This is a genomic window from Rhodoferax sp. PAMC 29310 (assembly GCF_017948265.1).
GTDB lineage: Bacteria > Pseudomonadota > Gammaproteobacteria > Burkholderiales > Burkholderiaceae_C > Rhodoferax.
The window spans coordinates 1,151,811-1,176,371 of the sequence record NZ_CP072852.1 but is presented as its reverse complement, the minus strand read 5'-3'; the positions used below and the strand labels follow the sequence as shown (position 1 = coordinate 1,176,371).

The window sequence follows — 24,561 nt, the reverse complement described above, 5'->3', positions numbered from 1 at the left end:
CGAGGGGCAGTACTCAGCGCTCAAGCTGGGGCAACTTGCCCGTTTTGTCTTTCCACTCTTCAGCGGTGTCCAGCGGCGCCTTGCGCTTGGTGATGCTCTTCCAGGTGGGCAAGAGGGCCAACTCAGCATTGAGTTTGGTCATGTGCTGCTGGTCGGCGGGCACATCTTCTTCCGCATAAATGGCGTTCACGGGGCACTCGGGAATGCACACGGCGCAGTCAATGCACTCGTCGGGGTCGATGGTCAGGAAGTTAGGGCCTTCGCGGAAGCAGTCCACGGGGCAGACATCGACGCAGTCGGTGTACTTGCATTTGATACAGGCTTCGGTGACGGTATGAGTCATTTTATTTTTTGGCGTATGGGGGAAACCCTCTATTTTATTGGGTTTCCTGATCCATGGGGTTCAGATTGGCCTTCACAGGCGGCGGGGTACCTTGCGATTGATCAGTTGATCAAGACAGCGCCGGCGGTTTTGTGCGATGCGGTGTCGACCAGAATCAACGATCCCAGCACCCGTGAGCGGCTGTAGGGAACGGTGGCAATGGCTTCCTGCAAGGTCAACTCCACGTGGCCGATGGCGTTCGCATCCAACTGCGAGGCGTCTTCTTCGGCCAATGTGTTGACGTCGAGCTTGTGCACGATGCGCTTGATTTTGGCTTTGATCCAGCGGTGGCCGTGCAGGGCCCAGTACACGCGGCCGGCAACCAATGGCTCATCGTCCATCCAGGCCACCGTGGCTTTCAGTTCGCGATGGGGGCTGAAGATGCCGGGGGCCGTATCAAACTCGTCGGCATCAGCCGCTTTAGGCTCCACTGCCAGCAACCAGTCGCCGCGCGACACGTCGACTTCGCGGTCCAGCACCACACCCGCGCTGTGTCCGGCAATCACGTCGCCAGGCTTGCGGGTATGGCCCAGCACTTGGGCAATGACAGCCGTTTGGCCACTGGGCAGCACGGAGATGGTTTGGCCCACGCGTGCCACGCCGGTGGCCACACGGCCCCAGAACACACGCCGACCCTGCGAGGTGTCGCTGGATGACGAGAATTTTTCGACCCACTGCACCGGGAAGGCGAAGGGCGTTTCCGTCTCGGCCGGCGTCGCGGGCAATTGCTCCAAAATATCCAGCAAGCTGGCGCCCTGGTAGCCACACCAGCCTTCGGCGGGCTCGACCACGTTGTGGCCTTTCAGCGCCGAAATCGGAACAATGGCGGTCACCGGGATGTTGGCGGCTTTGGCAAACGCCTCCAGCGCATGGCTGATGTTGTCAAACGCCACGGCGGCCTGGCCCAGCGTTTCCGGCTTGGAGGCGTCTTCCAACGCATCCAGCTTGTTGACGGCGAACACGATGGAAGGCACACGCAGCATGTTGACCAGCAAAGAGTGGCGGCGCGTTTGCGGCAGCAACTCCAGCGCATTGGTTTGCCACTTCAGTTTGGTGGCGTCCACCAGCACCACAGCCGCGTCGGCGCTGGAGGCGGCCGTGACCATGTTGCGGGTGTATTGCTCGTGGCCGGGCGCGTCGCCAATGATGAACTTGCGCTCAGCCGTGTTGAAGTAGCGGTAGGCCACGTCAATGGTGATGCCTTGCTCGCGCTCAGCGCTCAAGCCGTCGGTGAATTGGGCCAAATCGACCTCACCGGTCTTGGAGACGTTGGCCAGTTGGTCTTGCAAGACCGCGCGGCTGTCCACCAGCAGGCGGCCAATCAGCGTGCTCTTGCCGTCATCGACGGAGCCGCAGGTGATGAATTTGAGTGCAGATTGAGTGTCTTTTGGTGCTGTAGAGCTAGCTACTGTTGCGGGAGCAGCTATCGAAGTAGTAGCGTTCATTAGAAGTATCCGTCTTTCTTGCGCTTCTCCATCGAAGCCTCTGAGGTTTTGTCGTCCATGCGGGTGGCACCGCGTTCGCTGACCTCCACCCCCAGTGTTTCAATCACGATGTCGTCGGCGTTGGCCGCCACGCTGGCCACCGGGCAAGTGCAAGTGATATCGCCCACAGTGCGGAAGCGCACATCGCGTGACTCCACGGTTTCGCCTTCTTTGGCGGGCGTCAGTTCGGTGATGGGCACCAGCAGGCCTTTGCGCTCCACCACGTCGCGCTTGTGGGTGTAGTAGAGCGACGGCAGCTCAATTTTTTCGCGGGCAATGTACTGCCACACGTCCAGCTCGGTCCAGTTGCTGATCGGGAACACGCGGAAGTGCTCGCCGGGCTGCAACCGGGTGTTGAACAGCGTCCACAACTCCGGGCGCTGCGCTTTGGGCTGCCACTGGCCGAACCTGTCGCGGTGGGAGAAGATGCGCTCCTTGGCGCGGGCCTTTTCCTCGTCACGGCGGGCGCCACCGATCAAGGCGTCAAAACGGAACTCGTCAATCGACTCCAGCAGCGTGACCGACTGGTGCACATTGCGGGACTCGCCGGGGTGAGCCAGGCGAACGGTGCCGCGGGCCATGGAGTCTTCCACGCTGCGCACAATCAGTTCGGCGCCCAGCTCTTTGGCGCGGGAGTCGCGGAAATCGGTCACTTCATGGAAGTTGTGGCCGGTGTCGATCATCAGCAAGGGGTAGGGGATGTTGCCAATGCCAAACGCTTTTTCAGCGCACTTCAACATCACCAACGAATCTTTGCCACCCGAGAAAAGCAGAGTAGGGCGCTCAAAAGCGGCCGCCACTTCACGCAGGATGAAGATTGTTTCCTCTTCCAGGGCGTCCAGGTGGGCGTTGCTCAAATGGTCGGGGCGGTGGTCGTGGGACATGGCTTGTAATTGTTCTGATCCGGTTCGGGCGTTCATGCTGGCGCTTTCTCTAGGGAGCTGGTTTGGTTCACGTGCAATCCGCACTCTTTGGCCGATTCGTTTTCCCACCACCAGCGGCCGGCGCGAAAGTCTTCGCCCATGCTGATGGCGCGGGTGCAGGGCGCACAGCCAATGCTGGGGAAGAATTGATCGTGCAGCGGGTTGTAGTCGATGTTATGCAGGGAGATGAAGTGCCAGACATCGCCCCAGGTCCAGTTGGCCAGGGGGTTGATCTTGACCCGGGTGGCGTCGCTGATGTCGATCAGCGACACGTCAGCACGCGCGCCCGATTGTTCCCGGCGCAACCCGGTGATCCAGGCGGCTTTGCCATCCAGCGCACGGGCCAGTGGCTCCATTTTTCGGATACCGCAGCAGGCCTTGCGCAACTCGATGCTCTTGTACATCGGCTCCTTGCCCTCGCGGCCCACAAACTGCACCACCGATTCGTTCACGGGTGTGAACACCTCGACTGGCGCACGGGACGTGGCTTTGAGGCGCTCCAGCAAAGCAATGGTTTCGGGGTGCAACATGCCGGTTTCCAGCACGAAGATGCCAATGTTCAGCCGCAATGTGTTGATCAGGTGGCTGACCACCACGTCTTCCGCGCCCAGGCTGGAGGCTTGGCTGACGCTGGCGACACCGCCATCGGTCAATGACGCGTAGTCCAGCGCGGCTTGTTGCAGCACGGCAATGGTTTCGGCCAGCTTGGCGTCGAAGTCGTTGGACGCCCGGGCATTCAGATCAATCGCGCTCATATACCTGCTCCTGCGTCAAGAAAATAGGGTTTGTTTTTGACGTCGCCCTGGTAAAAGGCGCTGTAGCGGTCAAACTGGCGCTGGGCGACCTCGGGGTTCTGGTCTTCACGCAGCACGGCCACGTCGAAGCCACTGCGCTGCATTTGCACCAGTTGGTCAACCAGAACGTCGCCCGTGGCGCGAATTTCGCCCTTGAAACCGAGGCGACGGCGCAACAAAACGGCCTGGCTGAATGCGCGGCCGTCGCTGAACTTGGGAAAGCTCAGGTCCACCCGGGTGACGCCTTCCAGGCTGAGGTCGCGGGGGTCAACTTCATTGCTGACTTCGATGCCAAACTGGCCGTCTTCGGGCGCAGAGTGTTGGGTAGATGCTATTAATTTCATAGTTTCTATTCTCTCAAGCCAATTCAAGTTCAGCCGTATGGCGGGCGCCGTTGGCCGCTACCTTGAATGGATCAGGGCCGACGCGACGCAGCGCATCAATGAAGGTCTCGCCTGACTGGCGAACTTCGCGGTAGGTGAGCAAGACGGCTTCAATCACGTCTGGCACCTCGTTGGCACCGAATGAAGGGCCGACGACTTTACCCGGTGTGGACGGGCCGCTCAAAGTGGAGCCATCCGAGCCGCCCAGGGAGACCTGGTACCACTCCTTACCGTCCTTGTCGACGCCCAGAATGCCGATGTGGCCGCTGTGGTGATGGCCGCAGGAGTTGATGCATCCGCTGATGTGCAGATCAATTTCACCCAGATCGTGCAACTCGTCCATGTCCTGGTAGCGCTCGGTGATCGCTTCCGCGATCGGGATCGAACGGGCGTTGGCCAAGGCGCAGAAATCTCCGCCGGGGCAGGCAATCATGTCGGTGAGCAGGCGAATGTTGGAGCGGGCGAAACCCGCCTGGCGGGCGGCAGCCCACATTTCCGGCAACTGCTCAACAGCAACCCACGGCAGAACCAGGTTTTGGTCGTGCGTCACGCGAACCTCGCCCACACTGAAGCGGTCCACCAAACTGGCGGCAATGTCGAGCTGGTCGGCGGTGGCATCGCCGGGTGCCTGGCCCAAACGTTTGAAGGACAGGGTGACGGCGCGCAAGTTGGGGTTCTTGTGCGCAGCCACGTTTTGCTTCAACCAGCGAGCGTATTCAACCGCTTCTTCAGCCGAGTGCGACGGTGCTGCGTTATTGATAGCTCCTTGCGTAACACCAGCAAGGGCTGGAGGCACAAATGATGCTGAAACGCGGTCAAATTCAGCCTGAGTCAAGGTGTGAAGGGCGCCGTCGAGTTCCACAATTTCGCGGTACTCGGTCTCGACCTCGTCGATGAAGCGCTGGCCTTCGGCCTTGACCAGTATCTTGATGCGGGCCTTGTACTTGTTGTCGCGGCGACCCCAACGGTTGTAGACGCGCACCACGGCTTCCAGGTAGTTCAGAATTTCTTGCCAGGGAAGAAACTCTCGGATGGTTGAGGCGATGACGGGCGTGCGGCCCATGCCGCCTCCAACCATGACTTTAAAGCCTACCTCGCCCGCTTCGTTGTGCAGCACGTGCAGGCCCACGTCGTGCCACTGTGTGGCCGCGCGGTCTTCCCGCGCGCCGGAGACGGCGACCTTGAACTTGCGCGGCAGAAAGGCGTATTCGGGGTGCAAAGTGCTCCATTGGCGCAGCAATTCGCAGAAAGGGCGGGGGTCAATGATTTCGTCCACCGCAATGCCAGCCCGCTCGTCGCTGGTGACATTACGGATGCAGTTGCCACTGGTCTGGATGCCGTGCATATCCACAGACGCCAGCAAATCCATCACGTCAGCGCTTTTTTCCAATGGGATCCAGTTGAACTGAACGTTTTGGCGGGTGGTGAAGTGACCGTAACCCACGGGCATGTTCACGGTGCCAAAGGCGCCTTGCGTGGTGCTGGCAGTCCGGTACACCTCGGCGCTAGGCTGATCGTAATCACGCGCAATGGTGGCCAGCACGCGCAACTGGGCGCTGGTCAGCTCGCCATACGGCACGGCTACGCGGAGCATGGGCGCGTAGCGCTGGACATACCAGCCGTTTTGCAGGCGCAGCGGCAGAAACTCGTCATTGCTTAATGTGCCGTCCAGAAAACGGCCCAATTGGTCGCGGTACTGTTCTGCACGGTTGCGAACAAACTGGCGGTCGAAGTCGGTGTATTTGTACATGGTCAATCTCTCTTTAGGCACGCCGTGGTTAGGGGCGGGCGATTCTCAATAGTTACAGGGCAATCAGTTTCAAACCGGCATAGGCCAGCAAAACGGACAACAGGGAGCGGATGGCGCGCTCGGGAATTCGGGTCATCAAATGCGAGCCAATCCAGATGCCGGGGATAGACCCCACCAGCAGTTTTGCCAGCAACGGCCAATCGACAGAACCCATTGAAGCGTGTCCAAAGCCGGCCACCAAGGTCAGCGGCACGGCATAAGCGATGTCCGCTGCGACGATGCGTGGCAGTGGCAGCAGGGGGTACAAAATCATCAGCACGGTGACGCCAATAGCGCCAGCACCCACAGAAGTCAGGGTCACCATGGTGCCAATCAGGGCGCCAAACAAAATGGGGAGCGTCCAGTGCAAAGGCTTGGCGGCTTTCTCTTCTTGTCCGGTGGCAATGGTTGTTGGGGTTTTTTTCCCACGAATCGCCTTGTACAGGGTTGCGGCCGCGGTGAGCAGCAGCGCAAAACCCAGTGTTGTGGTCATCAGGCCCTGCGCCTGGGCGCTGGCGGGGCCCACACGGTTCAACACATACAAGGTGACCAAGGCGGCAGGAATACTGCCAGCGCTCAAATGCGCCACCACCCGCCAGTCAATGATGCGGGCCCGGGCCAGTTTGACGGTGCCACCCAGTTTGGTGAACGCCGCAAACAGCAAGTCAGTGCCGACCGCCAGATAAGGCTTGACCCCGAAGAAGAAGATCAGGATGGGCGTCATCAATGAGCCGCCGCCGACACCGGTTAGGCCGACAACAAAGCCGACAAAAAAACCAGCAAAAATGAACGCTAAATCATGCATAGGAGGTCACTGTAGCCATGCTTCCTTATATTGCAAACTACATTATTGTGGTTTCTATATGCTTTATTTGAATAAAGAGGGGCCGCGACGGTGTTTATTGCATTTTGGGTTTGCTACCGCGCAACTCTTGCATGCGTTCATCAAAGTAGGTGCCGACGGTGTAGCGCTCTGACAAGACCACATCCCGGCGAGGATGCAAAAACAGCGGCAATGAAATCCGCGGCTTGAAGCGACCCTCGCCTGTTGGGTTGAGCACGCGGTGCACGGTGGACGGGTAGTAGTGGCCAGAGGCCTCTTCCAACATGTCGCCAATATTGACGATCAGCAAACCAAAGTCACAAGGCACATCGTGCCAGACGTCATCCTTGCCCAAGACTTGCAAGCCCGGTTCGGTGGCCGCCGGCAGGATGGTGAGCAGGTTGATGTCTCCGTGCGCTGCCGCGCGAACGGCACCTGGCTCTTCCTGGCCAGACAGGGGCGGGTAGTGCAGCACCCGCAGCAATGTGTGGTCACTGCCTTCCAGCATGTCAGGCAAGGGCACGGCGTACCGGGCCTTGACGTCGGCCGGTGAGTGTGCCTCGACCCATTTCAGCAGGGTTACGGCCAGTTCACTGCCTTCTTTGTAATAGCGCTGGGCGGCATCGGACACCTCTGTCGGGTAGCGGCCCCAAGGGTAGATGTGAAAAAACTCTTTCAAATCGCGCTGGGTGTGGTTTTTGGCCGTCTCCGAAATGCTCGGTGAGAAGTAGCCGTCAAACTTGACCGGGTCTTGCGCGTAGTTGTTTTTGGCGTCCGATCTGAAAAAATCCAGCCATTCGGCGTAGATGCCTTCAACCAGCGACTGGCTCAGTGGGTGATTGCGCAGCACACCAAAACCGGTCTCATGAAGGCTTTGACAAAAGTCGGCGGCTGCAGTGGGGCTTTGAAAATCAACAACGGGCAGATGCATGGCGTGTCCTTGAGGTCGTGTCCGGGCTTAGGCGTTCAGCCAGTCGCGCATCAGGGTGGTTTCGATGAGGGTGTTGCAGGCCTCGGCGTCGACGTGCAAACAGGCATGGGCGTCGGGAATATCGTCACTCCAGCCCGCCTGGGGGTAATCGATATCGTGACGGCGCATCATGGTTTGGCCCTGAGCCAGGCCTTCAGTGGCGACGCGAATGCGGCCACTCTTGACACCAAACAACTCGGGGTTGGTCAGGTACACAAAGGCCAGCACGTCATGACCGAAACAGCCATTGACTGCCGCCACATGCGGGTGCAGATTGCTGTAAAAGTCGACATAGAAGCTGACGGCGTGGTGCAGTACATCAGTAGCCACATGGTGGTGGTGATCCGCAATGCGTTTGAACATGCTCAGCGGCAGGATCACCTGATGCGTCACATCCAGCCCCACCATGGTCAGTTTCCAGCCGGCCGTGAATACCTGGTCTGCCGCGTGCGGGTCGTTCCAGATGTTGGCTTCTGCGACAGGCGAGACATTGCCGGCCTCCGAAATGGTGCCACCCATGATGATGACTTCCTTGAGCAGCGTGGGCAGTTCAGGCGCTAGTTTGAGAGCGGTGCTGAGGTTGCCCAGCGGGCCCACGGCCACCAGCGTAATCTCGCCTGGGTGCGCCCGGGCCATGTCCACGATAAATTGGGCGGAGGAGCGAGGGTCCAACTGGTTGGCCATGCCCTCGCGTGAAGGAAGGTTGCCCAAGCCGTCGCGCCCGTGAATAAAGTCTGGCGGTGCCTCGCCGGGCTTGCACCAGGGCAACTTGACGCCCTTGGTCACAGGAATCGCCCGTTTGGCGATTTCCGTGAGGTACAGCGCGTTGGTTGCCGCTTGGTCTACGGAGACGTTGCCGAAGGTGGTTGTAATACCCACGACCTCGATTTCAGGATGGGCCAGAGCGAAATACAAGGCCATGGCGTCGTCCACGCCGGGATCGGTGTCAAAAATGACCTTGCGTGGGCTTGAGGTGTTGGTGTTCATGGGGGGTGTCTCCAATTCGAGTGGACGGTACTTATTTCAGGCCGCAGAAGGCGCGCAAAGCGTCAAGCTCGGAAGGCGTCGGCTCGTTGGCTTGAGACGCCAAAAAAGCAGTTATATCGGTCGCATTGGGGATGCTGGACTGGGCACCCAGTTGTGTGCAAGCCAGTGCCCCGGCGGCGCTGGCTTGGCGAAGGGCCTGAGCCATCTCGGCGCCCTGCGCCAGTGCAGCGACCAAGCCGCCGCAAAAGGTGTCACCGGCCGCCGTGGTGTCTACCGGCGTCACTTTGAACGCTGGCTGCACCATAAACTGGCCCTGACTGCGCGCACAGCAGCCGTGGTGGCCGAGGGTGACCACGACGGTGGGCGTTGATATGCTCTCCAGGCAGTCGGCAATACTGCCGTTGTGCGCAGACACGGTCGCCAGTTCGCCTTCATTGACCACCAGCACGTCAACCAAGTCGAGCAATTGGACGGGCAATGCTTGAGCGGGCGCTGCATTCAGAACCACGGTTACCCCTTGGTCTTTCGCGGCTTGGGCATAGGCTGTCACTGCGGCCAGAGGCGTCTCCAGCTGCAGCAGCAAATGGGTGAAGCCGGCTAGCGAGGGCAAATCACTGGCTTGAAGGTGTTCATTGGCGCCCGGCGCCACGGTGATGGCGTTTTCGGCATCATCGGACACACAGATGAAAGCGGTGCCGGTTGGGTGTTGGGGTACCCGAACCAGGTGCAGTTGAACGTTGGCAGCCGTCAGCGATGCCTCAATCGGCGTGGCAAAGGCGTCATCCCCCAGGGCCAGCAGCATATGGGTGGGCACGCCACCCGCTCGGGCGCAGGCAACAGCCTGGTTGGCCCCCTTGCCGCCAGGGAAGGTCTTGAAATCACGGCCCAGAACGGTTTCGCCCGGACTGGGAATATGGTGGGCCCGAACCACAAAGTCCAGGTTGGCAGAGCCGGCGACCAGTATCATCAAATCTCTTTTCAGGCTTCAAAAAAGGAACGATTGTGCCGCTTATTTTTGTTGCTGTGGTGGGGGGCGCCAACATGGATATCGTGGCACGAACCCACGGGGAGGCGATCACGGGCGACTCCACGCCCGGGCAGATTCACTGTTCACCGGGTGGCGTGGCACGCAATTTGGCCGAGAACCTGGCCCGCCTGGGTCGTCACGCCTGTTTGATCAGCGCGGTGGGCGAGGACCAGTTTGGCCAATCACTGCGTATGGCGACGCAAGCGGCTGGCGTGGACATCTCAGGGGTTCAGGTGTTGCCCACCATGCGCACGGCCACCTACTTGTCAGTACATGGCGCTGACGGGGATATGAGCTTGGCCGTGAATGACATGGCCATTCTGGAGTTCTTCACGCCCGAGTTTTTGCAGTCGCAATCCGCGACCATTGGCGCGGCATCGGCACTCGTGCTGGATTGCAATCTACCAGCCCCCACGTTGGCCTGGTTGATGACCCAAGCGGCTAATGTGCCGGTTTTCGTCGACGGTGTATCGGCGCAAAAGTGTCAGCGTTTGCGGGGTCTGCTAGAAGGCATCCATACGCTTAAGGTCAATCAGCTGGAAGCCCAGGCACTCAGCGGCTTGCCCACCCAATCCCTCAAGGGCGCCCAGGCGGCCGCATTGGCTTTGCATCAACAGGGTGTGCGCAGGGTGGTGGTGAGCATGGGCGCACATGGCGTTTGCTGGTGTGACGACGCTGGTGTAGTAGGGGCTTGCGCCGCGAGGCCAATGAGCGTGGTTAACAGCTCAGGGGCAGGCGACGCCTTGTTGGCAGGACTGGTTCATGCCCATTTGGCGGAGCAGCCCATGCTGGAAGCTGTAACATTTGCCATGGCCTGTGCTGAGTTGACGCTGGGCACCACTTTTGCGAATCATCCCGACTTGTCTGTCAGCGCCGTTCAGGGCTGGCAGGCAAGCAAATCCTGTCAATCCGAGAGCACATCTTCATGAATATTCCCCAGTTCTTAGACATTGCCGCTGAAGTGCAGCAGGCCTTGCGCGACAACAAGCCTGTCGTCGCGCTGGAGTCCACCATTATTTCTCATGGCATGCCGTACCCGCAAAACGTGGCGACCGCCTTGCAGGTCGAGGCCGAGGTGCGTGCCCATGGGGCGGTGCCAGCGACCATCGCGATCATCGACGGACGCCTCAAAGCGGGCTTGTCCGCGCAGGAAATTGAAGCGCTGGGCCAGCGGGGCCGTGACGCCATCAAGGTCAGTCGCAGAGACATTCCATTTGTGATCGCCGCCAAACAGATGGGCGCGACCACAGTGGCGTCTACGATGATTGTGGCGGCCATGGCGGGAATCAAAATTTTTGCCACCGGAGGTATTGGCGGGGTGCACCGCAATGCCCAACAAAGTTTCGATATATCTGCCGATTTGCAAGAACTGTCCCAGACACCGGTTGCCGTGGTGTGCGCCGGTGCCAAGTCCATTTTGGATCTTCGCCTGACGCTGGAGTACCTGGAAACCCATGGTGTACCGGTGGTGGGCTACCAGTCAGACACCTTGCCGGCATTTTTCACGCGGGAAAGCGAATTTCCGGTTGACTATCGACTTGACACTCCACTGAGCATTGCCCGAGTGCTTCATGCCAAGTGGGCGATGGGCTTGAAGGGCGGGATGGTGATTGCCAACCCCATCCCCGACTCGTTCGCCATGCCCAGAGCTTTGATTGACGGTGCGATTCAACAGGCGCTGGGCGAGGCGACGGCTCAGGGCATTGGAGGCAAGGAGTCGACCCCATTCTTGTTGGCCCGGGTGTGTGAGTTGACCGGTGGCGACAGCTTGGCTGCCAACATTCAATTGGTATTGAACAACGCGAGACTGGCTGCGGCGGTAGGCATTGAGTTGAATGGCGTCACCGCCAAGGAATTTATCTAGGGGAAAGCCCCTGTTTCGCAGCTGTCTTGGAGCGAAGTAACCTTGCGCCCTTGTGTCATACTTTTACGCTCAAACCCATTAACTTAAAGAGAATCGGGAGAAATCATGAATTTCACGAAAACAACGCGGTTGACCTTGTTGGCAACCGCATTGGTCGCTAGTTTTCAAGCCATTGCAGCGCCTGCCGTCGTTTTTGACATGGGCGGCAAATTTGACAAGTCGTTCAACGAAGCCGCCTACCGTGGCATGGAGCAGTGGAAAAAGGAAACTGGTGGCAATTACCTCGATTTCGAAATTTCCAATGAATCCCAGCGTGAGCAAGCCATTCGCCGAATGGCAGAACGAGGCGCCAGCCCCATCATCGGTATTGGTTTTGGTCAGGCGTCCAGCATTGAAAAAGTTGCCAAAGAGTTTCCCAAACTGAACTTTGCCATCATCGACATGGTGGTTGACCTGCCAAACGTTCAGTCCGTGGTCTTTAAAGAGCAGGAAGGCAGTTTTCTGGTCGGCTTGATGGCAGCACAAGCCAGCAAGACCGGTAAAGTGGGCTTCGTGGGCGGCATGGACATTCCCCTGATTCGCAAATTTCAGTGTGGTTACGAGCAAGGTGCCAAATACGGAAATCCAAAAATTGAAGTGTTTGGGAACATGACCGGTACTACTGGTGCAGCATGGAACGATCCAGCCCGTGGCGGTGAACTTGCAAAAGCCCAGTTTGCAAAAGGTGCTGACGTGGTTTTTGCAGCGGCTGGCGGCACCGGCATGGGTGTGTACCAAGCAGCGAAAGACAGCGGCAAGTTGGCCATTGGTGTGGACAGCAATCAAAACCATCTGCAGCCCGGAACGATGCTGACTTCGATGCTCAAGCGCGTTGATGTGGCGGTGTACAACGTGGCCAAGAGCCACAAGGCTGGTCTGTCTGTGTTGGGGCTGAAAGAGGGCGGCGTGGACTATGCCATGGATGACAACAACGCCAAACTGGTCACTGCCGATATGAAAAAACGCGTGGAAGCTGCGAAAGCCGACATCGTGAGCGGCAAAATCAAGGTCGCCGACTACATGGCAGATAACGCCTGTAAGTACTAAGTCGAACAGTGCGCGCAAGGGCCTAAAAATGCCCTTTCGCACATTATTCGCAACACCTGAAACCCGCGGCGCTATTGGCCCCGTGGGTTTTTTGTTTCATTTTGCGCGCTAAAGGAGCGAATTTTGAGTCCACATCCCAGCGTGACACACGGTGAGGCTGATCTGGCGGTGCGAATGACCGGTGTCAGCAAGCGGTTCGGTGCCGTCGCGGCCAATGACAACGTCACTTTGACGGTGGCGCCAGGTACCGTTCATGGCCTGGTGGGGGAGAACGGCGCCGGAAAAAGCACCCTGATGTCCATTCTCTATGGCTTCTATCAGGCTGACAGCGGCAACATAGAGGTGTTTGGCAAGTCCGCAACCATTCGCAACGCTGACGAAGCGATCGCCTTGGGTATTGGCATGGTTCATCAGCACTTTATGTTGGTCGACACCCTGAGTGCGTTGGAGAATGTCATGTTGGGCGCAGAGCCGCATTGGCTGCTGGGCCGGGCTGACGCCGCCGTGCGCACCAAATTGAACGAGCTAATGGAGGCAACCGGCCTGCAGGTTGCATTGGATGCTCTGGTGAGCGACCTGTCAGTTGGGGATCGGCAGCGGCTTGAAATTTTGAAGGCCTTGTACCGTGGCGCCAAAGTTCTGATCCTCGATGAACCGACTGCTGTTCTGACGCCTCAGGAAACGGGACACTTGTTCGAGGTTTTGAAGTTGCTTCGGGAGCAAGGCACCACGATTCTTCTCATCACACACAAGCTAAAGGAGGTCATGCGTTTGTGTGATCGGGTCACGGTCATGCGTGCTGGCCGGGTGGTTCAGGAACTGGATATCAGTCATGCCTCCATTGAGGGTTTGGCCGAGGCCATGGTGGGGCGCAAGGTCAACATTGGGCGCCTTGAGGCTGAAAAAACGGACGCGGGCGAAGTGTTGCTGCAGGCCAGCCACCTGAAGGTCAAGGATGCGATGCGCGTTGTTCGTTTGAACGATGTCAGTTTGACGCTGCGCGCTGGCGAAATCGTTGGGGTGGCCGGCGTGTCTGGCAATGGCCAGAGTGAATTGATTGACGTACTGAGCGGATTGCTTCAACCCGATACGGGCCATATGACATTGGTCGGACAGGAGTTTCAACCCCAAAAGTGGCTTGATCCGCACAAGGCGCGAGAGCTGGGGTTGGCCCATGTGCCGGAAGATCGCCACGCCCGCGCATTGGTCATGGATTTTGTGGCCTGGGAGTCCGCCGTGCTCGGGTACGACGGTTTGCCAGAGTACGCCAGCGCAGGCTGGATGAACCATGGCCGAATGCGGCAGGCAACCGCTCAGATGATGGAACGATTTGATGTTCGCCCTCAGGATCCGGAGTTATTGAGCAGCAAGTTCTCAGGCGGCAATCAACAAAAATTGGTGTTGGCGCGTGAGTTGGGACAAGCGCCCAAAGTCCTGCTGGTGGGGCAGCCGACCCGCGGCGTCGATATTGGTGCGATTGAGTTTATTTACAGCCAGTTGCGCGCCATGCGTGACGCCGGCTGTGCGGTGCTGGTGGTGTCGAGTGAACTCGACGAAATTTTGGCTTTGTCAGACAGGGTAATTGTCATGAATCAGGGGCGTATTACGGGAGAGTTGGCCATCGAGGACTGCACAGAAGCAGGCCTGGGTCTGCTCATGACGGGAGACGGCGAATGAGTGCGCCCAGCGCCTTGCCCCGCTGGGCCGATCTGATTTTGTTACCCGCCGTGTGTCTTTTGGTGGCCTTGATGGCCGCCGCGGGCGTCGTGGCTCTCGTGGGTCAGGACCCCGTTGAGGTGATCACGGTGCTGATTCACGGTGCGTTTGGCACACCCCGTGGCTTGAGCTACACCCTGTATTACGCCACGACCTTCATTTTTACCGGGCTCGCGGTGGCGGTGGCCTTTCATGGGGGCTTGTTCAATATTGGAGGCGAAGGCCAGGCTATTTTGGGTGGTTTGGGCACCGGCCTGGTCGCACTTTGGTTCTCTGCCTTTCTGCCTGCATGGATCATGTTGCCGCTCATGCTGGTGTCAGGCGCCCTGTTCGGGATGGCGTGGGCAGCTGTCCCGGCTTACCTGCAAGCCTACCGCGGCAGCCATGTGGTGATCACGACCATCATGTTTAACTTTATTGCCAGCAGTTTGCTGGTTTACCTTCTGGTCAATCATTTGCGCCCGCCAGGTGTCATGTCGGTCGAGAGCGCGCCATTTTCCGAGTCAGCCAAATTGCCCAGCATGCAGCACGCGCTGGCTTGGCTGGGCGTGGAGTGGCCTGCATCACCCCTCAACATCAGTTTGTTTCTGGCGTTATTGGCGGCTTTTGGTGTGTATCTGTTCTTGTGGCGAACGAGAGCGGGCTACCACCTGAGATCAGTGGGATCCAGCCCCAGCGCCGCCGAATACGCCGGCGTGCGATCCAAGCGTCAAGTCGTCATTGCGATGTCAATTTCTGGCGCGCTAGCGGGCTTGGTCGGCATGAATGAAATTGCCGGGGTCAACGGCAAGTTGCTGTTGGAGTTTGTGAGCGGCGCGGGCTTCACCGGCATTGCAGTGGCTCTAATGGGGCGCAACCATCCTCTGGGCATCATTTTTGCCAGTGTTTTGTTCGGCGCACTGTTTCAAGGCGGCGCTGAGGTTGCTTTTGAAGTCCGCGGCTTCAGCCGTGACATGGTAGTGATGCTGCAAGGCTTCATTGTTCTTTTTTCGGGGGCCATGGTGTATGTCATTGCGCCATGGGTCGCACGGGCTCTTGGGTTTTTCAGCGGTCTGTTGCCGCACCCTAAAGCAGTAGCTCAATCGGGAGATCACCATGGATGAGGCGTTGTTGGGGGCCATGCTTGCCTCGACCTTGAGGGTGTCTACCCCCCTGATTTTCTGCGCATTGGCTGGACTGTTGTCCGAGCGCTCGGGTGTGGTTGACATTGGCCTGGAGGGCAAGATGCTGTTCGCTGCATTTGCCGCAGGTGCCAGTGGGGCGATCTACGGCTCCATGACGATTGCTCTGCTGGCCGCGATGGGCGTTGGCATTGCTCTGTCCTGGATGCATGGCCTGGCCTGTGTCAGCCATCGAGGCGACCAGGTCGTGTCCGGCGTGGCGATCAACATCATTGCTGCGGGTTTGACCGTGGTGTTGGGAGTAGCTTGGTTTTCACAAGGCGGTCAAACACCACCGGTCTCGGACGCCGTGCGGATTCAGCCCCTATTCCCCGAATTCGCACAGTCAGTGCGCAGCTTGCCCTGGGTGGGGATGATTCTGGGGGAGGGCCTGTTGAGTCACAACGGCATGGTCTACCTGGCACTGATTTTGGTGCCCGTCACTTGGTGGATCTTGTTTAGAACGCGCTTTGGTCTTCGTTTGCGGGCGGTGGGTGAGAATCCGCAAATGGTAGATGCCGCGGGCGTTTCCGTGACGCGACTGCGCTATATGGCCCTGACCATGAATGGCATGCTGTGCGGTTTGGCGGGAAGCTATCTTGTTCTCGCGCAAAGTGCCTCTTTTTCCCAGAATATGACGGCCGGTCGAGGCTTCATGGCGTTGGCAGCCCTTATTTTTGGTCGTTGGCACCCCGTCAATGCCTTGTGGGCTTGCTTGCTGTTCGGTTTTCTGGACGCCGCCGCCATTCGCCTTCAGGGCGTTCACTTGCCGGGCGTGGGAGAGGTGCCAGTTCAGGCGATTCAGGCCCTACCATATGTATTGACGGTAGTCTTGCTCGCCGGCTTTATTGGTAAGGCTGTTGCACCGCAAGCGCTGGGTCGACCGTACTTGAAAGAGCGGTGATGGCTAAACTGGCCGACGCACGGCATGCGATGTTTGCCGACAGGAGTATTTACCGATGATGTTTGGTCAAGGGTTTGAGCCATGAAAAAAGTGACGCTGGTCATTGACCCGTGCAAGGAAGATCGTTTCTACCTTCGCGCTCGATTGGCCCTGGCTGGGCGGACACAGATGTATGAGGCAGACACCGCGCTGCATGGCTTGGACTTGGTCCGGCAAAACTACTTTGATTTGGTGATCGTCAACCTGGAGGTCCCGGACATGGTGGGCTGGGAGCTGGTGCGCCAATTGGTGGCTTTGGAGCCTGATATTGGTCCTGTGGTTGTGACCTGCGCCAATAGTTTGGCCGACTTGTCTGAACTGGCTGAGGCAGCGGGTTGCCGTGATGTTCTCGAGAAACCATTTGATCCGTTTCAGGTTCAAAAAGTGCTATTGAAAATATAGCGGCTTGCTGGGGAAGCTAGAGGAAATAGCTGATTTCTCTTGTCTTTTAGGTCGCTTCTTGCTTCGCCGCCCTTCGGGCATTGAATGACTGAGCGAGATTGAACTCAGTAGGAAGTGGCTCGCCGCTCCATTGTGCGGCCAGCAATTCTGCGCATAGGACAGAAAAACTTAGTCCCCTGGACCCCATGCCAGCACAAACCCACAAACTCGTTTCCTGCGCGTCCCCCAACGCGCCAACCACCGGTAAACGATCGACCGTGACGCACCGGGTGTTGATCCAATCACGGACGTGCTGGCCCTCGAACTGTGATTTGAGGTGATTCGCCAGTACTGGGCTCAGTATTTGGAGTCGCTCAAAATTTGAATAGTGATTCTGCTCAAGCGCCAAGGGCGGTTGACTTTCAGGCTGGTAACTTGACCCGACAAACCAGGTCAACCCCTCAGCAGTTGGTATTTGCGGAATGACGCAGCCCGAGCCGTTGATGGGTGTGGCTGGGAACACCGCGTTCTGAGTGTCCGCATGGCGTCCGATGCTCAGTTGCCCACGAACACCATGCACTGCCGGGAGCTGTTCCAGGTGCAGCGGGTCGCGCGGAAAATCTTTCTGTACTTGCTGCAGCAGTGAAAACGCGGCGATTGCATTGGCAAACACCACCCGGTCGACACTGGCCAAAGGTTGGCCCGGTGCATTGTGGAGAACCCATTGCTCATTCATCCGGGTGAGGGTGCTCACTTGGGCGTTGGGTTGGAACGTAATATTTGGAGTCGAAAGCCAGGCACGTACCAATTGGGCTGGTTTGATCCAGGCGGAGTGGGCGTGCCAGATCGCCGGACCGCCAGCCTGTGTCTCGCTTTTGGCCGACGCTGAAGCCGAGTCATTGAGCGGAGCTGGCGCAATGGCGAGTGACCATGCAGCCCCTTCTGGCGACCAATGCTCTGGCAGGTTATGGCTACCATCAAAGCGAAACTCAGTAGACCCGCTCAAGGCCCAATCCTGACCATCAACCAGGAGGCGCGCGGCCTCGCCCAGCGTCAATCGCACGCCAGCGCGAGTCAGGCGAGACAGTTTACAGTCGTCGGCCGAGTCATGAGGCGCCACTAAGCCAACTGGAAGCCCTGACGCGCCCGATGCTGGTGCTGAGGCTGCATCGAGCACGGTCACCCGCCAACCACGCCTGGCCAATGAGGCTGCGACGCTCGCGCCGGCCATTCCAGCCCCAATGACAGCACAAGTGCTGGGGTGTGTGGCCTCTGCGGGCTGAGCGTTTCGGGTGTTTTTCAGTGTCCAGCGAGGGGAAAATACCGCGCACTGCTGCTCAATTGCATCGTTTGCCTCAAACACAAAACCACATTGCGTCAGGATGGTTAGCAAGCTGTGATGAGGTTGGCTGACCCATAGGCGGGTGCCCCGGCGACAGCAGCGCGCCAGTGACTTGCTTGTCCATGTGTCCCATAGGTCGGTGTTGCCTGATTCACCGCTGCCCAGGTACACCGTGTCTGCATAAAAATGTTGCTGGCGAAGCAGCTCAGAGGTGGGGCCAATGCAAAGGGTCAACAGCACTTGACCGTCGTCAAGACTGATTCGGTGAAACCCGGGAAGAAGCCCAAACCAATGGGGCGTCAACTCATCCAATAGCGCAGCCCAATTCGGGTTGTGAGCCTGCCGGGAAAGCAAGTTGGCTAGAGGGGGGGCGACCGGGGCCAAGGCGACATAGTGAAGAAGGCGAGGGCGACTGGGGTCGTCTTGCCACGCTTGCCAGGCTGCCAAAAAGGCATGCCCGGAATCAAATTGCGTATCAAGGATTCGCCAGGCGGGGGCGTTCGCCCACGCGAGAGGGAGCTCGCGGGCCGAAGAGGTCAGGGGTGGTGCCTGAGCATCCATGGCCCGTTTAATCAGGCGCTGGGCGGAACGTAGCCTTGGGCGGCATCGGCGCCGTCACCGAAGAAATGGTTTTCCATTTGACGCGCCAAGTATTGGCGGGCACGGGCATCTGCCAGATTCAGTCGGTTTTCGTTGACCAGCATGGTTTGGTGCTTCAACCAAGCTGCCCAAGCTTCTTTGCTGACGCTTTCCCAAATGCGCTTGCCGAGGTCCCCTGGGTAGGGTGCGAAGTCCAAGCCTTCTGCTTCTTTGCCGAGTTTGATGCAATTCAGTGTGCGAGCCATTTGTAACCTTTGCCTAATTCAAATAAGAGGCGAACTTTAGCAAGATTTAGATTGCCATATGGCCCGCGGGGGGACGAGAGCACGCTATTTTGGGGAACTGAGGCCACTAAATTGCATCAAAACCCCTCTAGATACGGTTGAATGTGCAAACCAGCCATCGTAACAACGCTGGCCCAAGTATGATCAAAGCTATGGCAAAAGCAGACACTAAAACGAAAATGTTGGCCGACGGCCTTCGTTACAAATCAAAAGTATCCGGTTCTCCCTTCACGGCGGCAACGTCGTTTGGGGCTGCAACGATGTCGTGTTTTCTGTGTGGCAAGCATCGCGCTCGCTCACAGATGATCTCGAAAAAGATACTGGGTAAGTCTCAAGCAGTTTGTGCACCTTCGTGCAAGGCGCTTGACGAAGCCATAGGCTGATCAGATGACGTTCAGTTTGATGGGAGACCGGCTGGATCCGATTCCACGCCGGATTTTTGTCCTTCTGTGCACGATCAGTGTCGGCTTGTTGGCCTATGGCCTGTATCTGCAGCATGTCGTCGGGCTCGCCCCGTGCCCGATGTGCATCGTGCAGCGCTATGCTCTTCTTTTCGTAGCAATCATCGCTGGTCTGGCGGGCGCGAGTGGCAAAAAAGGCATTCATATGGGTGCCTCATTTTTACTCATACTCACGGCAGGTTTTGGAGCATTTGTGGCAGCTCGACAAAGCTGGTTGCAGTGGTATCCACCAGAGGTGGCAACCTGTGGCCGTGATTTCTACGGAATGATTGAAAGCTTTCCGTTGCAGCGCGCAATTCCCATGATCTTCAAGGGCGGCGGTGATTGCAGCGTGGTGGACTGGACCTTCCTGGGCGGCTCGATCGCCAATTGGTCTTTCCTGTGCTTCGCCGGCATTGCCGTCGTTTCACTGGTCCTTGTGGTGCGAATGATCAAGCGCCATTAAGTAACTCGCCTCGAATAAGGGGCAGGTTGTCACTTTTTCCGACTGTGGGATTGATGGGCACGCTTTCTTGGAAAGCGTGCCCATTTTTCCTTAGAGGGGCAAGGTGTCCAAGGTATCATAGGTCTTCTTCAGCCAATGCTTGACGCGCTGGCGTTCCAGCAAGCCGAGTGAATCGGGGTCGGTGCGGTTATTGAGCGCCGCCCAGAAGCTGGCATTTTGACGGTCAATCTTGCGCATGCTGGCCTCATGCAATTGAGCCAGCGTGACCACCCTGGCGCCAAGGGTCAGCGCCTTGATCAAGGCAGCCGACTCCTCCAGCATGGAGAAATCGGACCCACGACCTTCATTTTTCACCACAAAGTAATTGGGACCAGACTCAAACGTATTGATCAGTCGGCCCAGCAGTTCCACCGAGTCTTTGCCCACGTCGGCCACATGCCAGAAGTTGACGGCGACGCACATCTCGGCCATCACCGCAAACAGGTCCGAGTCCTTGATCCAGCGTGTCAACGGCATGCCGGTTTGGGCGGCCAGATCAACAATGACGTTTTGTTCCTGCCCTTTTTCAGTGGCTTCCTCAAAGGCGCTGGCGATGACGTCCAGGCCCTCAAAGGTGTCGACGATGACCGGCGAGGCGAAGTCACCATAAAAGCGGGTGAACGACTGGTGCGACCGGTCCGTGTCAAAGCCGATGAAGGGGCGGTTGTTGTCGATGAAATACTGCGCGAGTACCCGTGAAACGACCGACTTTCCAACGCCGCCTTTTTCGCCGCCAATGAAGTTGAGAGTGTTCATGATTGCCCTTGTTGAATGGATGAATTGATTCGGGCCCATCTGATTGCGCTGTTGCGCAATGGACAGGGTTTGAGTTCAATGATACGGCCACCCAAGGTGGGGAGTGCCGCGTCCATCGGCTTTATTTGGGAGAGCAATCACCTGAGGAAAAGGGCGCGCCGTACCCGCCGCCTCCGGGTGTGGCTATTTCGAAAACGTCTCCGGGCTGCATCTCGGCCTGACCGATGTGACCCAACTCCTCGACGTTGCCATTTGAACGCAGCACCCGATTGGTACCAATCTGACCCGGCGCGCCCTCTTCCAACCCAAAGGCGCCATGGACCCGCCCGTTTGACAAGATGCTGGCCGTCATCGGTTCCAGGAAGCGCACGCGGCGCACACCGCCGTCACCGCCATGCCACTGGCCTGCACCGCCTGATCCTTCCCGGATTTCATAGCTGTCCAGTCGAACCGGAAACCGGAATTCCAGTATTTCAGGATCGGTGAGGCGGGAGTTGGTCATGTGTGTTTGCACGACGCTGGTGCCGTTGAAGCCTCCCAACCGTTCGCCCTCTGCGTTGGTGGTCGCGCCAGCGCCGGAACCCCCGGAAATCGTTTCGTAGTACTGGTAGTTGGCGTTGCCAAAGGTGAAGTTGTTCATGGTGCACTGGCTGGCGGCCATGACACCGAGTGCCCCATACAAGGCATTGGTGATGCAACTGGATGTTTCCACATTACCCGCCACCACCGAGGCCGGCGGGTTCGGGTTCAGCATGGAGCCTTCCGGGATGATGACTTGAAGCGGTTTGAGGCAACCTGCATTGAGCGGAATATCGTCGTCCACCAAGGTGCGAAAGACATACAGTACGGCAGCCATGCACACGGCTGTGGGCGCATTGAAGTTGTTGACCTGTTGCGCCGAGGTGCCAGTGAAGTCAATCACTGCGCTGCGCTCAATGGCATTTACCCGAATCGCCACCTTGATCTGCGCCCCATTGTCCAAGGGCAGGGTGAATGCACCGTCTTTCAGGCGGGTAATGACTCGTCGCACCGACTCTTCGGCATTGGCCTGCACATGGCTCATATAGGCTTGCACCACGTCCAAGCCGTAGTGCGTCACCATCTTGCCCAGCTCTTGCACGCCTTTTTCATTGGCTGCGATCTGGGCTTTGAGGTCAGCCATATTTTGCTGTGTATTGCGGGAGGGGTAGGTGCCGCTGCTCAGCAGCGCCACCATTTCCGCTTCGCGCAGGACGCCCTGGTCCAGCAGTTTGAAGTTATTGATCTGTACCCCTTCTTCCTCAATGCGGGTGGAGAAGGGCGGCATAGAGCCGGGTGTGGTGCCTCCGACATCGGCATGGTGACCTCGGGAGCCGACGTAGAAGGTGGGTTTCCCGTCCAGATAGACCGGGGTGATGACCGTGATGTCGGGCAAATGGGTGCCGCCGTGGTACGGGTCGTTCAGCACGTAGACGTCGCCGGGTTTCATGGTGGTGGCGTTCTCACGCACCACGGTCTTGATACTTTCTCCCATGGAGCCCAGATGCACCGGCATGTGGGGTGCATTGGCAATCAGGTTGCCTGCGGCGTCGAACAAGGCGCAGCTGAAATCCAGTCGCTCTTTGATATTGACCGAGTAGGCGGTGTTTTGCAGTTGCAAGCCCATCTGTTCGGCAATGTTCATGAACAGGTTGTTGAACACCTCAAGCAATACCGGGTCGACCGTTGTACCGACCGCAAAGGTGACCACCCGTTTTTCGGTACGCACCAGATTCAAATGGTCAAATTCGGTGAGCGTGGCCTGCCAGCCCGGTTCAACCACGGTGGTTGCGTTCTTTTCAGCAATGATGGCAGGGCCTGGAATCACGTCGCCGGGGCGAAGGTCTTCACGCACCACCAACGTGGCCTGCACCCATTGACCGCCGGTGTACATGCGCACGGATTCCCGCACAAGTTGGGCTTTCTTCAGGTCGCGAGCCGGGTTCATGGCATGGCGCGGCTCTTGGGGCGCATCGCCTGCGATGGCTGCTTCTACGGACACGGCTTCTACCGTCAAGCCCTTGCCCTGCATCAGGAAGGCAAACCGCTGCCGATAGGCAGCTTCAAAGCGGCTCACGATCAGCGCAGTCGCCGATTCGGTATCGCTGGCCTCGGTAGGGTAGGCCACCACCAGCGCGGCGTCGCTGCCGTCATAGCGCACGTGCACCCGCCGCTGTGTGGCCATGCTGCCCTGGTTGACCTGCTGGCCCCTCAGCTCATCTTCGGCGTGGGCCGCAAGGGTGTCCAGCGTGGCGCTGATCTCGGCCAAGGCAGTTGGCACGAGTTTGACCTCGACGGCCTGCTCACGGATCACGGTCTGGTCCGCCAGCCCCATGCCATACGCACTCAATACGCCAGCCAAGGGGTGAACAAAGACGCGGCTCATGCCCAACGCATCGGCCACCAAACAAGCGTGCTGTCCACCTGCGCCGCCAAAGCATTGCAAGGTGTAGTTGGTAACGTCATAGCCGCGCGCGACCGAAATCTTTTTGATCGCGTTAGCCATCTGCTGCACCGCGATGTTGATGAATCCTTCGGCCACTTCTTCGGGTGTGCGCTGGGTTTGCTGGGCCAGTTCGCCAAATTGGTGTTGAACCGCCTCCAAACTGAGCGCCTCATCGGCGTTGGGACCAAACACCTTGGGAAAGTAGCGAGGCTGAATCTTGCCCATCATCACGTTGGCGTCTGTCACCGCCAATGAGCCGCCACGGCGGTAACTGGCCGGGCCCGGGTTGGCGCCCGCGCTCTCTGGCCCGACCCGAAAGCGGGCGCCATCAAAGGCGAGTAGTGACCCGCCGCCCGCCGCGACCGTGTGAATGCTCATCATGGGAGCACGCATGCGCACGCCGGCCACTTGGGTTTCAAACTCGCGCTCGAATTCGCCCGCATAGTGCGACACGTCGGTGGAGGTACCACCCATGTCAAATCCGATGATCTTTTCAATGCCCGCAATGGCGGCGGTGCGGGCCATGCCGACAATTCCGCCGGCGGGGCCGCTCAAAATCGCGTCCTTGCCCTGGAACACGCGGGCATCGGTTAAACCGCCTGAGGACTGCATGAAGAACAGCTTGACGCCCGGCATTTCGCCGGCGACCTGCGCCACATAGCGACGCAGGATGGGGGACAGGTAGGCGTCGACCACCGTCGTGTCGCCCCGGCTGACAAATTTCATCATTGGGCTGGTTTCATGCGAGGTACTGATTTGCGTGAATCCGATTTCCTCTGCCAGACGTTTGGCAGCCACCTCATGGGCGGTGTAACGGTAGCCATGCATAAAAACAATGGAAATGCTTCTGAGCCCAATTCGATACTGCGCAAATAGCTCCTCTTTTAATAGCGATTCGTTCAGGGGTTCGATCACATCACCGTGCGCACCCACGCGCTCTTGCGCTTCCACCACAGCGGAGTAAAGCAGCTCGGGCAGTTGAATGTTGCGGTCAAAAATACGCGGGCGATTTTGGTAGGCAATGCGCAGGGCGTCACGAAATCCCCGTGTCGTCACCAGCAGCGTCGGCTCGCCCTTGCGTTCCAGCAAGGCGTTGGTTGCGACCGTGGTCCCCATCTTTACGCAGGCCACTCGGTCTGGCGTCACCGGCTCGCCGTTTTTAAGTCCAAGTAAATGGCGAATACCGGCCACCGCTGCGTCTTTGTATTGCTCCGGGTTTTCGCTCAGAAGCTTGTGGGTGACCAGCGTGCCATCGGGGCGTTTACCAACGACGTCGGTGAACGTGCCGCCCCGGTCAATCCAGAACTGCCAGAGTTTGCTGTCGAGGGCGTGTGTGTCTGTCGTATTTGGCATGGTATTTTTCGATGTTTGGAAAGACGTAAGCGTCTGTGGAGGGGAGTGGGGGCGTGCACCGCCACCTGGTCACGTTCTCGGCGGCCATCGTTGCTCATCTCAGTC

At 58.4% G+C, this 24,561-nt stretch carries 23 protein-coding genes; 9 read left to right on the top strand and 14 right to left on the bottom strand.

What is annotated here, in order from left to right; genetic code table 11:
* Window positions 1-13 precede the first annotated feature (13 nt).
* From fdxA to J8G15_RS05425, 10 genes are all read right to left on the bottom strand, one after another.
* On the bottom strand, window positions 14-343 hold the full coding sequence (fdxA, locus tag J8G15_RS05470; RefSeq protein ID WP_210546523.1) for a ferredoxin FdxA: 330 nt from the start codon (window positions 341-343) through the stop codon (window positions 14-16).
* Between the two features lie 101 nt (window positions 344-444).
* Window positions 445-1,827 (bottom strand): sulfate adenylyltransferase subunit 1, encoded by a 1,383-nt coding sequence (locus tag J8G15_RS05465; protein WP_210546522.1) that lies wholly within the window; start codon window positions 1,825-1,827, stop codon window positions 445-447.
* Window positions 1,827-2,786: a sulfate adenylyltransferase subunit CysD gene (cysD, locus tag J8G15_RS05460; protein WP_210546521.1), complete on the bottom strand. Its 960-nt coding sequence runs from the start codon at window positions 2,784-2,786 to the stop codon at window positions 1,827-1,829. Before cysD ends, J8G15_RS05465 begins: the two co-directional genes overlap by 1 nt.
* Window positions 2,783-3,544: a phosphoadenylyl-sulfate reductase gene (locus J8G15_RS05455; RefSeq protein ID WP_210546520.1), complete on the bottom strand. Its 762-nt coding sequence runs from the start codon at window positions 3,542-3,544 to the stop codon at window positions 2,783-2,785. Before J8G15_RS05455 ends, cysD begins: the two co-directional genes overlap by 4 nt.
* Window positions 3,541-3,927, bottom strand: coding sequence for a DUF934 domain-containing protein (locus J8G15_RS05450; RefSeq protein ID WP_210546519.1), 387 nt, complete (start codon window positions 3,925-3,927; stop codon window positions 3,541-3,543). Before J8G15_RS05450 ends, J8G15_RS05455 begins: the two co-directional genes overlap by 4 nt.
* 13 nt (window positions 3,928-3,940) lie before the next feature.
* Window positions 3,941-5,716: a nitrite/sulfite reductase gene (locus tag J8G15_RS05445; protein WP_210546518.1), complete on the bottom strand. Its 1,776-nt coding sequence runs from the start codon at window positions 5,714-5,716 to the stop codon at window positions 3,941-3,943.
* A 52-nt stretch (window positions 5,717-5,768) separates the two neighbouring features.
* Window positions 5,769-6,560 carry a sulfite exporter TauE/SafE family protein gene (locus J8G15_RS05440; protein ID WP_210546517.1) on the bottom strand — a complete coding sequence of 264 codons (792 nt, stop codon included), beginning with the start codon at window positions 6,558-6,560 and terminating at the stop codon, window positions 5,769-5,771.
* A 94-nt stretch (window positions 6,561-6,654) separates the two neighbouring features.
* Complete coding sequence (locus tag J8G15_RS05435; RefSeq protein WP_210546516.1) at window positions 6,655-7,509, bottom strand: isopenicillin N synthase family oxygenase; 855 nt, start codon at window positions 7,507-7,509, stop codon at window positions 6,655-6,657.
* 27 nt (window positions 7,510-7,536) lie between these two features.
* Window positions 7,537-8,535 carry a nucleoside hydrolase gene (locus J8G15_RS05430; protein ID WP_210546515.1) on the bottom strand — a complete coding sequence of 333 codons (999 nt, stop codon included), beginning with the start codon at window positions 8,533-8,535 and terminating at the stop codon, window positions 7,537-7,539.
* A gap of 31 nt (window positions 8,536-8,566) precedes the next feature.
* Window positions 8,567-9,502: a ribokinase gene (locus J8G15_RS05425; protein ID WP_210546514.1), complete on the bottom strand. Its 936-nt coding sequence runs from the start codon at window positions 9,500-9,502 to the stop codon at window positions 8,567-8,569.
* 35 nt (window positions 9,503-9,537) lie between these two features.
* On the opposite strand from J8G15_RS05425, the gene J8G15_RS05420 reads away from it, so the two are divergent.
* From J8G15_RS05420 to J8G15_RS05390, 7 genes are all read left to right on the top strand, one after another.
* A complete protein-coding gene (locus tag J8G15_RS05420) occupies window positions 9,538-10,491 on the top strand; it encodes a PfkB family carbohydrate kinase (RefSeq protein ID WP_210546513.1) in 954 nt (317 codons plus the stop codon).
* A gap of 2 nt (window positions 10,492-10,493) precedes the next feature.
* On the top strand, window positions 10,494-11,426 hold the full coding sequence (locus J8G15_RS05415) for a pseudouridine-5'-phosphate glycosidase (protein WP_370627538.1): 933 nt from the start codon (window positions 10,494-10,496) through the stop codon (window positions 11,424-11,426).
* Between the two features lie 105 nt (window positions 11,427-11,531).
* Window positions 11,532-12,512, top strand: coding sequence for a BMP family protein (locus J8G15_RS05410; RefSeq protein ID WP_210546511.1), 981 nt, complete (start codon window positions 11,532-11,534; stop codon window positions 12,510-12,512).
* A 123-nt stretch (window positions 12,513-12,635) separates the two neighbouring features.
* Window positions 12,636-14,189 (top strand): ABC transporter ATP-binding protein, encoded by a 1,554-nt coding sequence (locus J8G15_RS05405; protein ID WP_370627497.1) that lies wholly within the window; start codon window positions 12,636-12,638, stop codon window positions 14,187-14,189.
* Entirely contained in the window at window positions 14,186-15,331 is a 1,146-nt protein-coding gene (locus tag J8G15_RS05400; protein ID WP_210546510.1) for an ABC transporter permease, read from the top strand. The genes J8G15_RS05405 and J8G15_RS05400 overlap by 4 nt, the downstream gene beginning before the upstream one ends.
* Window positions 15,324-16,292, top strand: coding sequence for an ABC transporter permease (locus J8G15_RS05395; protein WP_210546509.1), 969 nt, complete (start codon window positions 15,324-15,326; stop codon window positions 16,290-16,292). Before J8G15_RS05400 ends, J8G15_RS05395 begins: the two co-directional genes overlap by 8 nt.
* Window positions 16,293-16,373: 81 nt before the next feature.
* A complete protein-coding gene (locus J8G15_RS05390) occupies window positions 16,374-16,733 on the top strand; it encodes a response regulator (protein ID WP_210546508.1) in 360 nt (119 codons plus the stop codon).
* Between the two features lie 46 nt (window positions 16,734-16,779).
* On the opposite strand, the gene mnmC is transcribed toward J8G15_RS05390, so the two are convergent.
* Window positions 16,780-18,615: an FAD-dependent 5-carboxymethylaminomethyl-2-thiouridine(34) oxidoreductase MnmC gene (mnmC, locus tag J8G15_RS05385; RefSeq protein WP_210546507.1), complete on the bottom strand. Its 1,836-nt coding sequence runs from the start codon at window positions 18,613-18,615 to the stop codon at window positions 16,780-16,782.
* An 11-nt stretch (window positions 18,616-18,626) separates the two neighbouring features.
* Window positions 18,627-18,899 (bottom strand): oxidative damage protection protein, encoded by a 273-nt coding sequence (locus J8G15_RS05380; RefSeq protein ID WP_210546506.1) that lies wholly within the window; start codon window positions 18,897-18,899, stop codon window positions 18,627-18,629.
* Window positions 18,900-19,090: 191 nt separating this feature from the next.
* Here J8G15_RS05380 and J8G15_RS21430 point away from each other — a divergent pair, with 191 nt between their 5' ends.
* Together J8G15_RS21430 and J8G15_RS05375 are read left to right on the top strand one after the other, a co-directional pair.
* A complete protein-coding gene (locus J8G15_RS21430; protein WP_240538455.1) occupies window positions 19,091-19,321 on the top strand; it encodes a hypothetical protein in 231 nt (76 codons plus the stop codon).
* Window positions 19,322-19,325: 4 nt separating this feature from the next.
* Window positions 19,326-19,844: a disulfide bond formation protein B gene (locus tag J8G15_RS05375; RefSeq protein ID WP_240538454.1), complete on the top strand. Its 519-nt coding sequence runs from the start codon at window positions 19,326-19,328 to the stop codon at window positions 19,842-19,844.
* A gap of 90 nt (window positions 19,845-19,934) precedes the next feature.
* Here the strand turns inward: J8G15_RS05375 and J8G15_RS05370 are convergent, their stop codons facing one another.
* Together J8G15_RS05370 and J8G15_RS05365 are read right to left on the bottom strand one after the other, a co-directional pair.
* Window positions 19,935-20,639 carry a mobilization protein gene (locus J8G15_RS05370; RefSeq protein ID WP_210546505.1) on the bottom strand — a complete coding sequence of 235 codons (705 nt, stop codon included), beginning with the start codon at window positions 20,637-20,639 and terminating at the stop codon, window positions 19,935-19,937.
* Between the two features lie 121 nt (window positions 20,640-20,760).
* Window positions 20,761-24,456: a hydantoinase B/oxoprolinase family protein gene (locus J8G15_RS05365; protein ID WP_210546504.1), complete on the bottom strand. Its 3,696-nt coding sequence runs from the start codon at window positions 24,454-24,456 to the stop codon at window positions 20,761-20,763.
* Window positions 24,457-24,561 lie beyond the last annotated feature (105 nt).

Excerpts from the sequence above, each read along its gene's own strand:
- fdxA (WP_210546523.1), bottom strand. The coding sequence starts at position 343 with ATGACTCATACCGTCACCGAAGCCTGTATCAAATGCAAGTACACCGAC.
- J8G15_RS05465 (WP_210546522.1), bottom strand. The coding sequence starts at position 1,827 with ATGAACGCTACTACTTCGATAGCTGCTCCCGCAACAGTAGCTAGCTCT.
- cysD (WP_210546521.1), bottom strand. The coding sequence starts at position 2,786 with ATGAACGCCCGAACCGGATCAGAACAATTACAAGCCATGTCCCACGAC.
- J8G15_RS05455 (WP_210546520.1), bottom strand. The coding sequence starts at position 3,544 with ATGAGCGCGATTGATCTGAATGCCCGGGCGTCCAACGACTTCGACGCC.
- J8G15_RS05450 (WP_210546519.1), bottom strand. The coding sequence starts at position 3,927 with ATGAAATTAATAGCATCTACCCAACACTCTGCGCCCGAAGACGGCCAG.
- J8G15_RS05445 (WP_210546518.1), bottom strand. The coding sequence starts at position 5,716 with ATGTACAAATACACCGACTTCGACCGCCAGTTTGTTCGCAACCGTGCA.
- J8G15_RS05440 (WP_210546517.1), bottom strand. The coding sequence starts at position 6,560 with ATGCATGATTTAGCGTTCATTTTTGCTGGTTTTTTTGTCGGCTTTGTT.
- J8G15_RS05435 (WP_210546516.1), bottom strand. The coding sequence starts at position 7,509 with ATGCATCTGCCCGTTGTTGATTTTCAAAGCCCCACTGCAGCCGCCGAC.
- J8G15_RS05430 (WP_210546515.1), bottom strand. The coding sequence starts at position 8,535 with ATGAACACCAACACCTCAAGCCCACGCAAGGTCATTTTTGACACCGAT.
- J8G15_RS05425 (WP_210546514.1), bottom strand. The coding sequence starts at position 9,502 with ATGATACTGGTCGCCGGCTCTGCCAACCTGGACTTTGTGGTTCGGGCC.
- J8G15_RS05410 (WP_210546511.1), top strand. The coding sequence starts at position 11,532 with ATGAATTTCACGAAAACAACGCGGTTGACCTTGTTGGCAACCGCATTG.
- J8G15_RS05400 (WP_210546510.1), top strand. The coding sequence starts at position 14,186 with ATGAGTGCGCCCAGCGCCTTGCCCCGCTGGGCCGATCTGATTTTGTTA.
- J8G15_RS05395 (WP_210546509.1), top strand. The coding sequence starts at position 15,324 with ATGGATGAGGCGTTGTTGGGGGCCATGCTTGCCTCGACCTTGAGGGTG.
- J8G15_RS05390 (WP_210546508.1), top strand. The coding sequence starts at position 16,374 with ATGAAAAAAGTGACGCTGGTCATTGACCCGTGCAAGGAAGATCGTTTC.
- mnmC (WP_210546507.1), bottom strand. The coding sequence starts at position 18,615 with ATGGATGCTCAGGCACCACCCCTGACCTCTTCGGCCCGCGAGCTCCCT.
- J8G15_RS05380 (WP_210546506.1), bottom strand. The coding sequence starts at position 18,899 with ATGGCTCGCACACTGAATTGCATCAAACTCGGCAAAGAAGCAGAAGGC.
- J8G15_RS21430 (WP_240538455.1), top strand. The coding sequence starts at position 19,091 with ATGGCAAAAGCAGACACTAAAACGAAAATGTTGGCCGACGGCCTTCGT.
- J8G15_RS05375 (WP_240538454.1), top strand. The coding sequence starts at position 19,326 with ATGACGTTCAGTTTGATGGGAGACCGGCTGGATCCGATTCCACGCCGG.
- J8G15_RS05370 (WP_210546505.1), bottom strand. The coding sequence starts at position 20,639 with ATGAACACTCTCAACTTCATTGGCGGCGAAAAAGGCGGCGTTGGAAAG.
- J8G15_RS05365 (WP_210546504.1), bottom strand. The coding sequence starts at position 24,456 with ATGCCAAATACGACAGACACACACGCCCTCGACAGCAAACTCTGGCAG.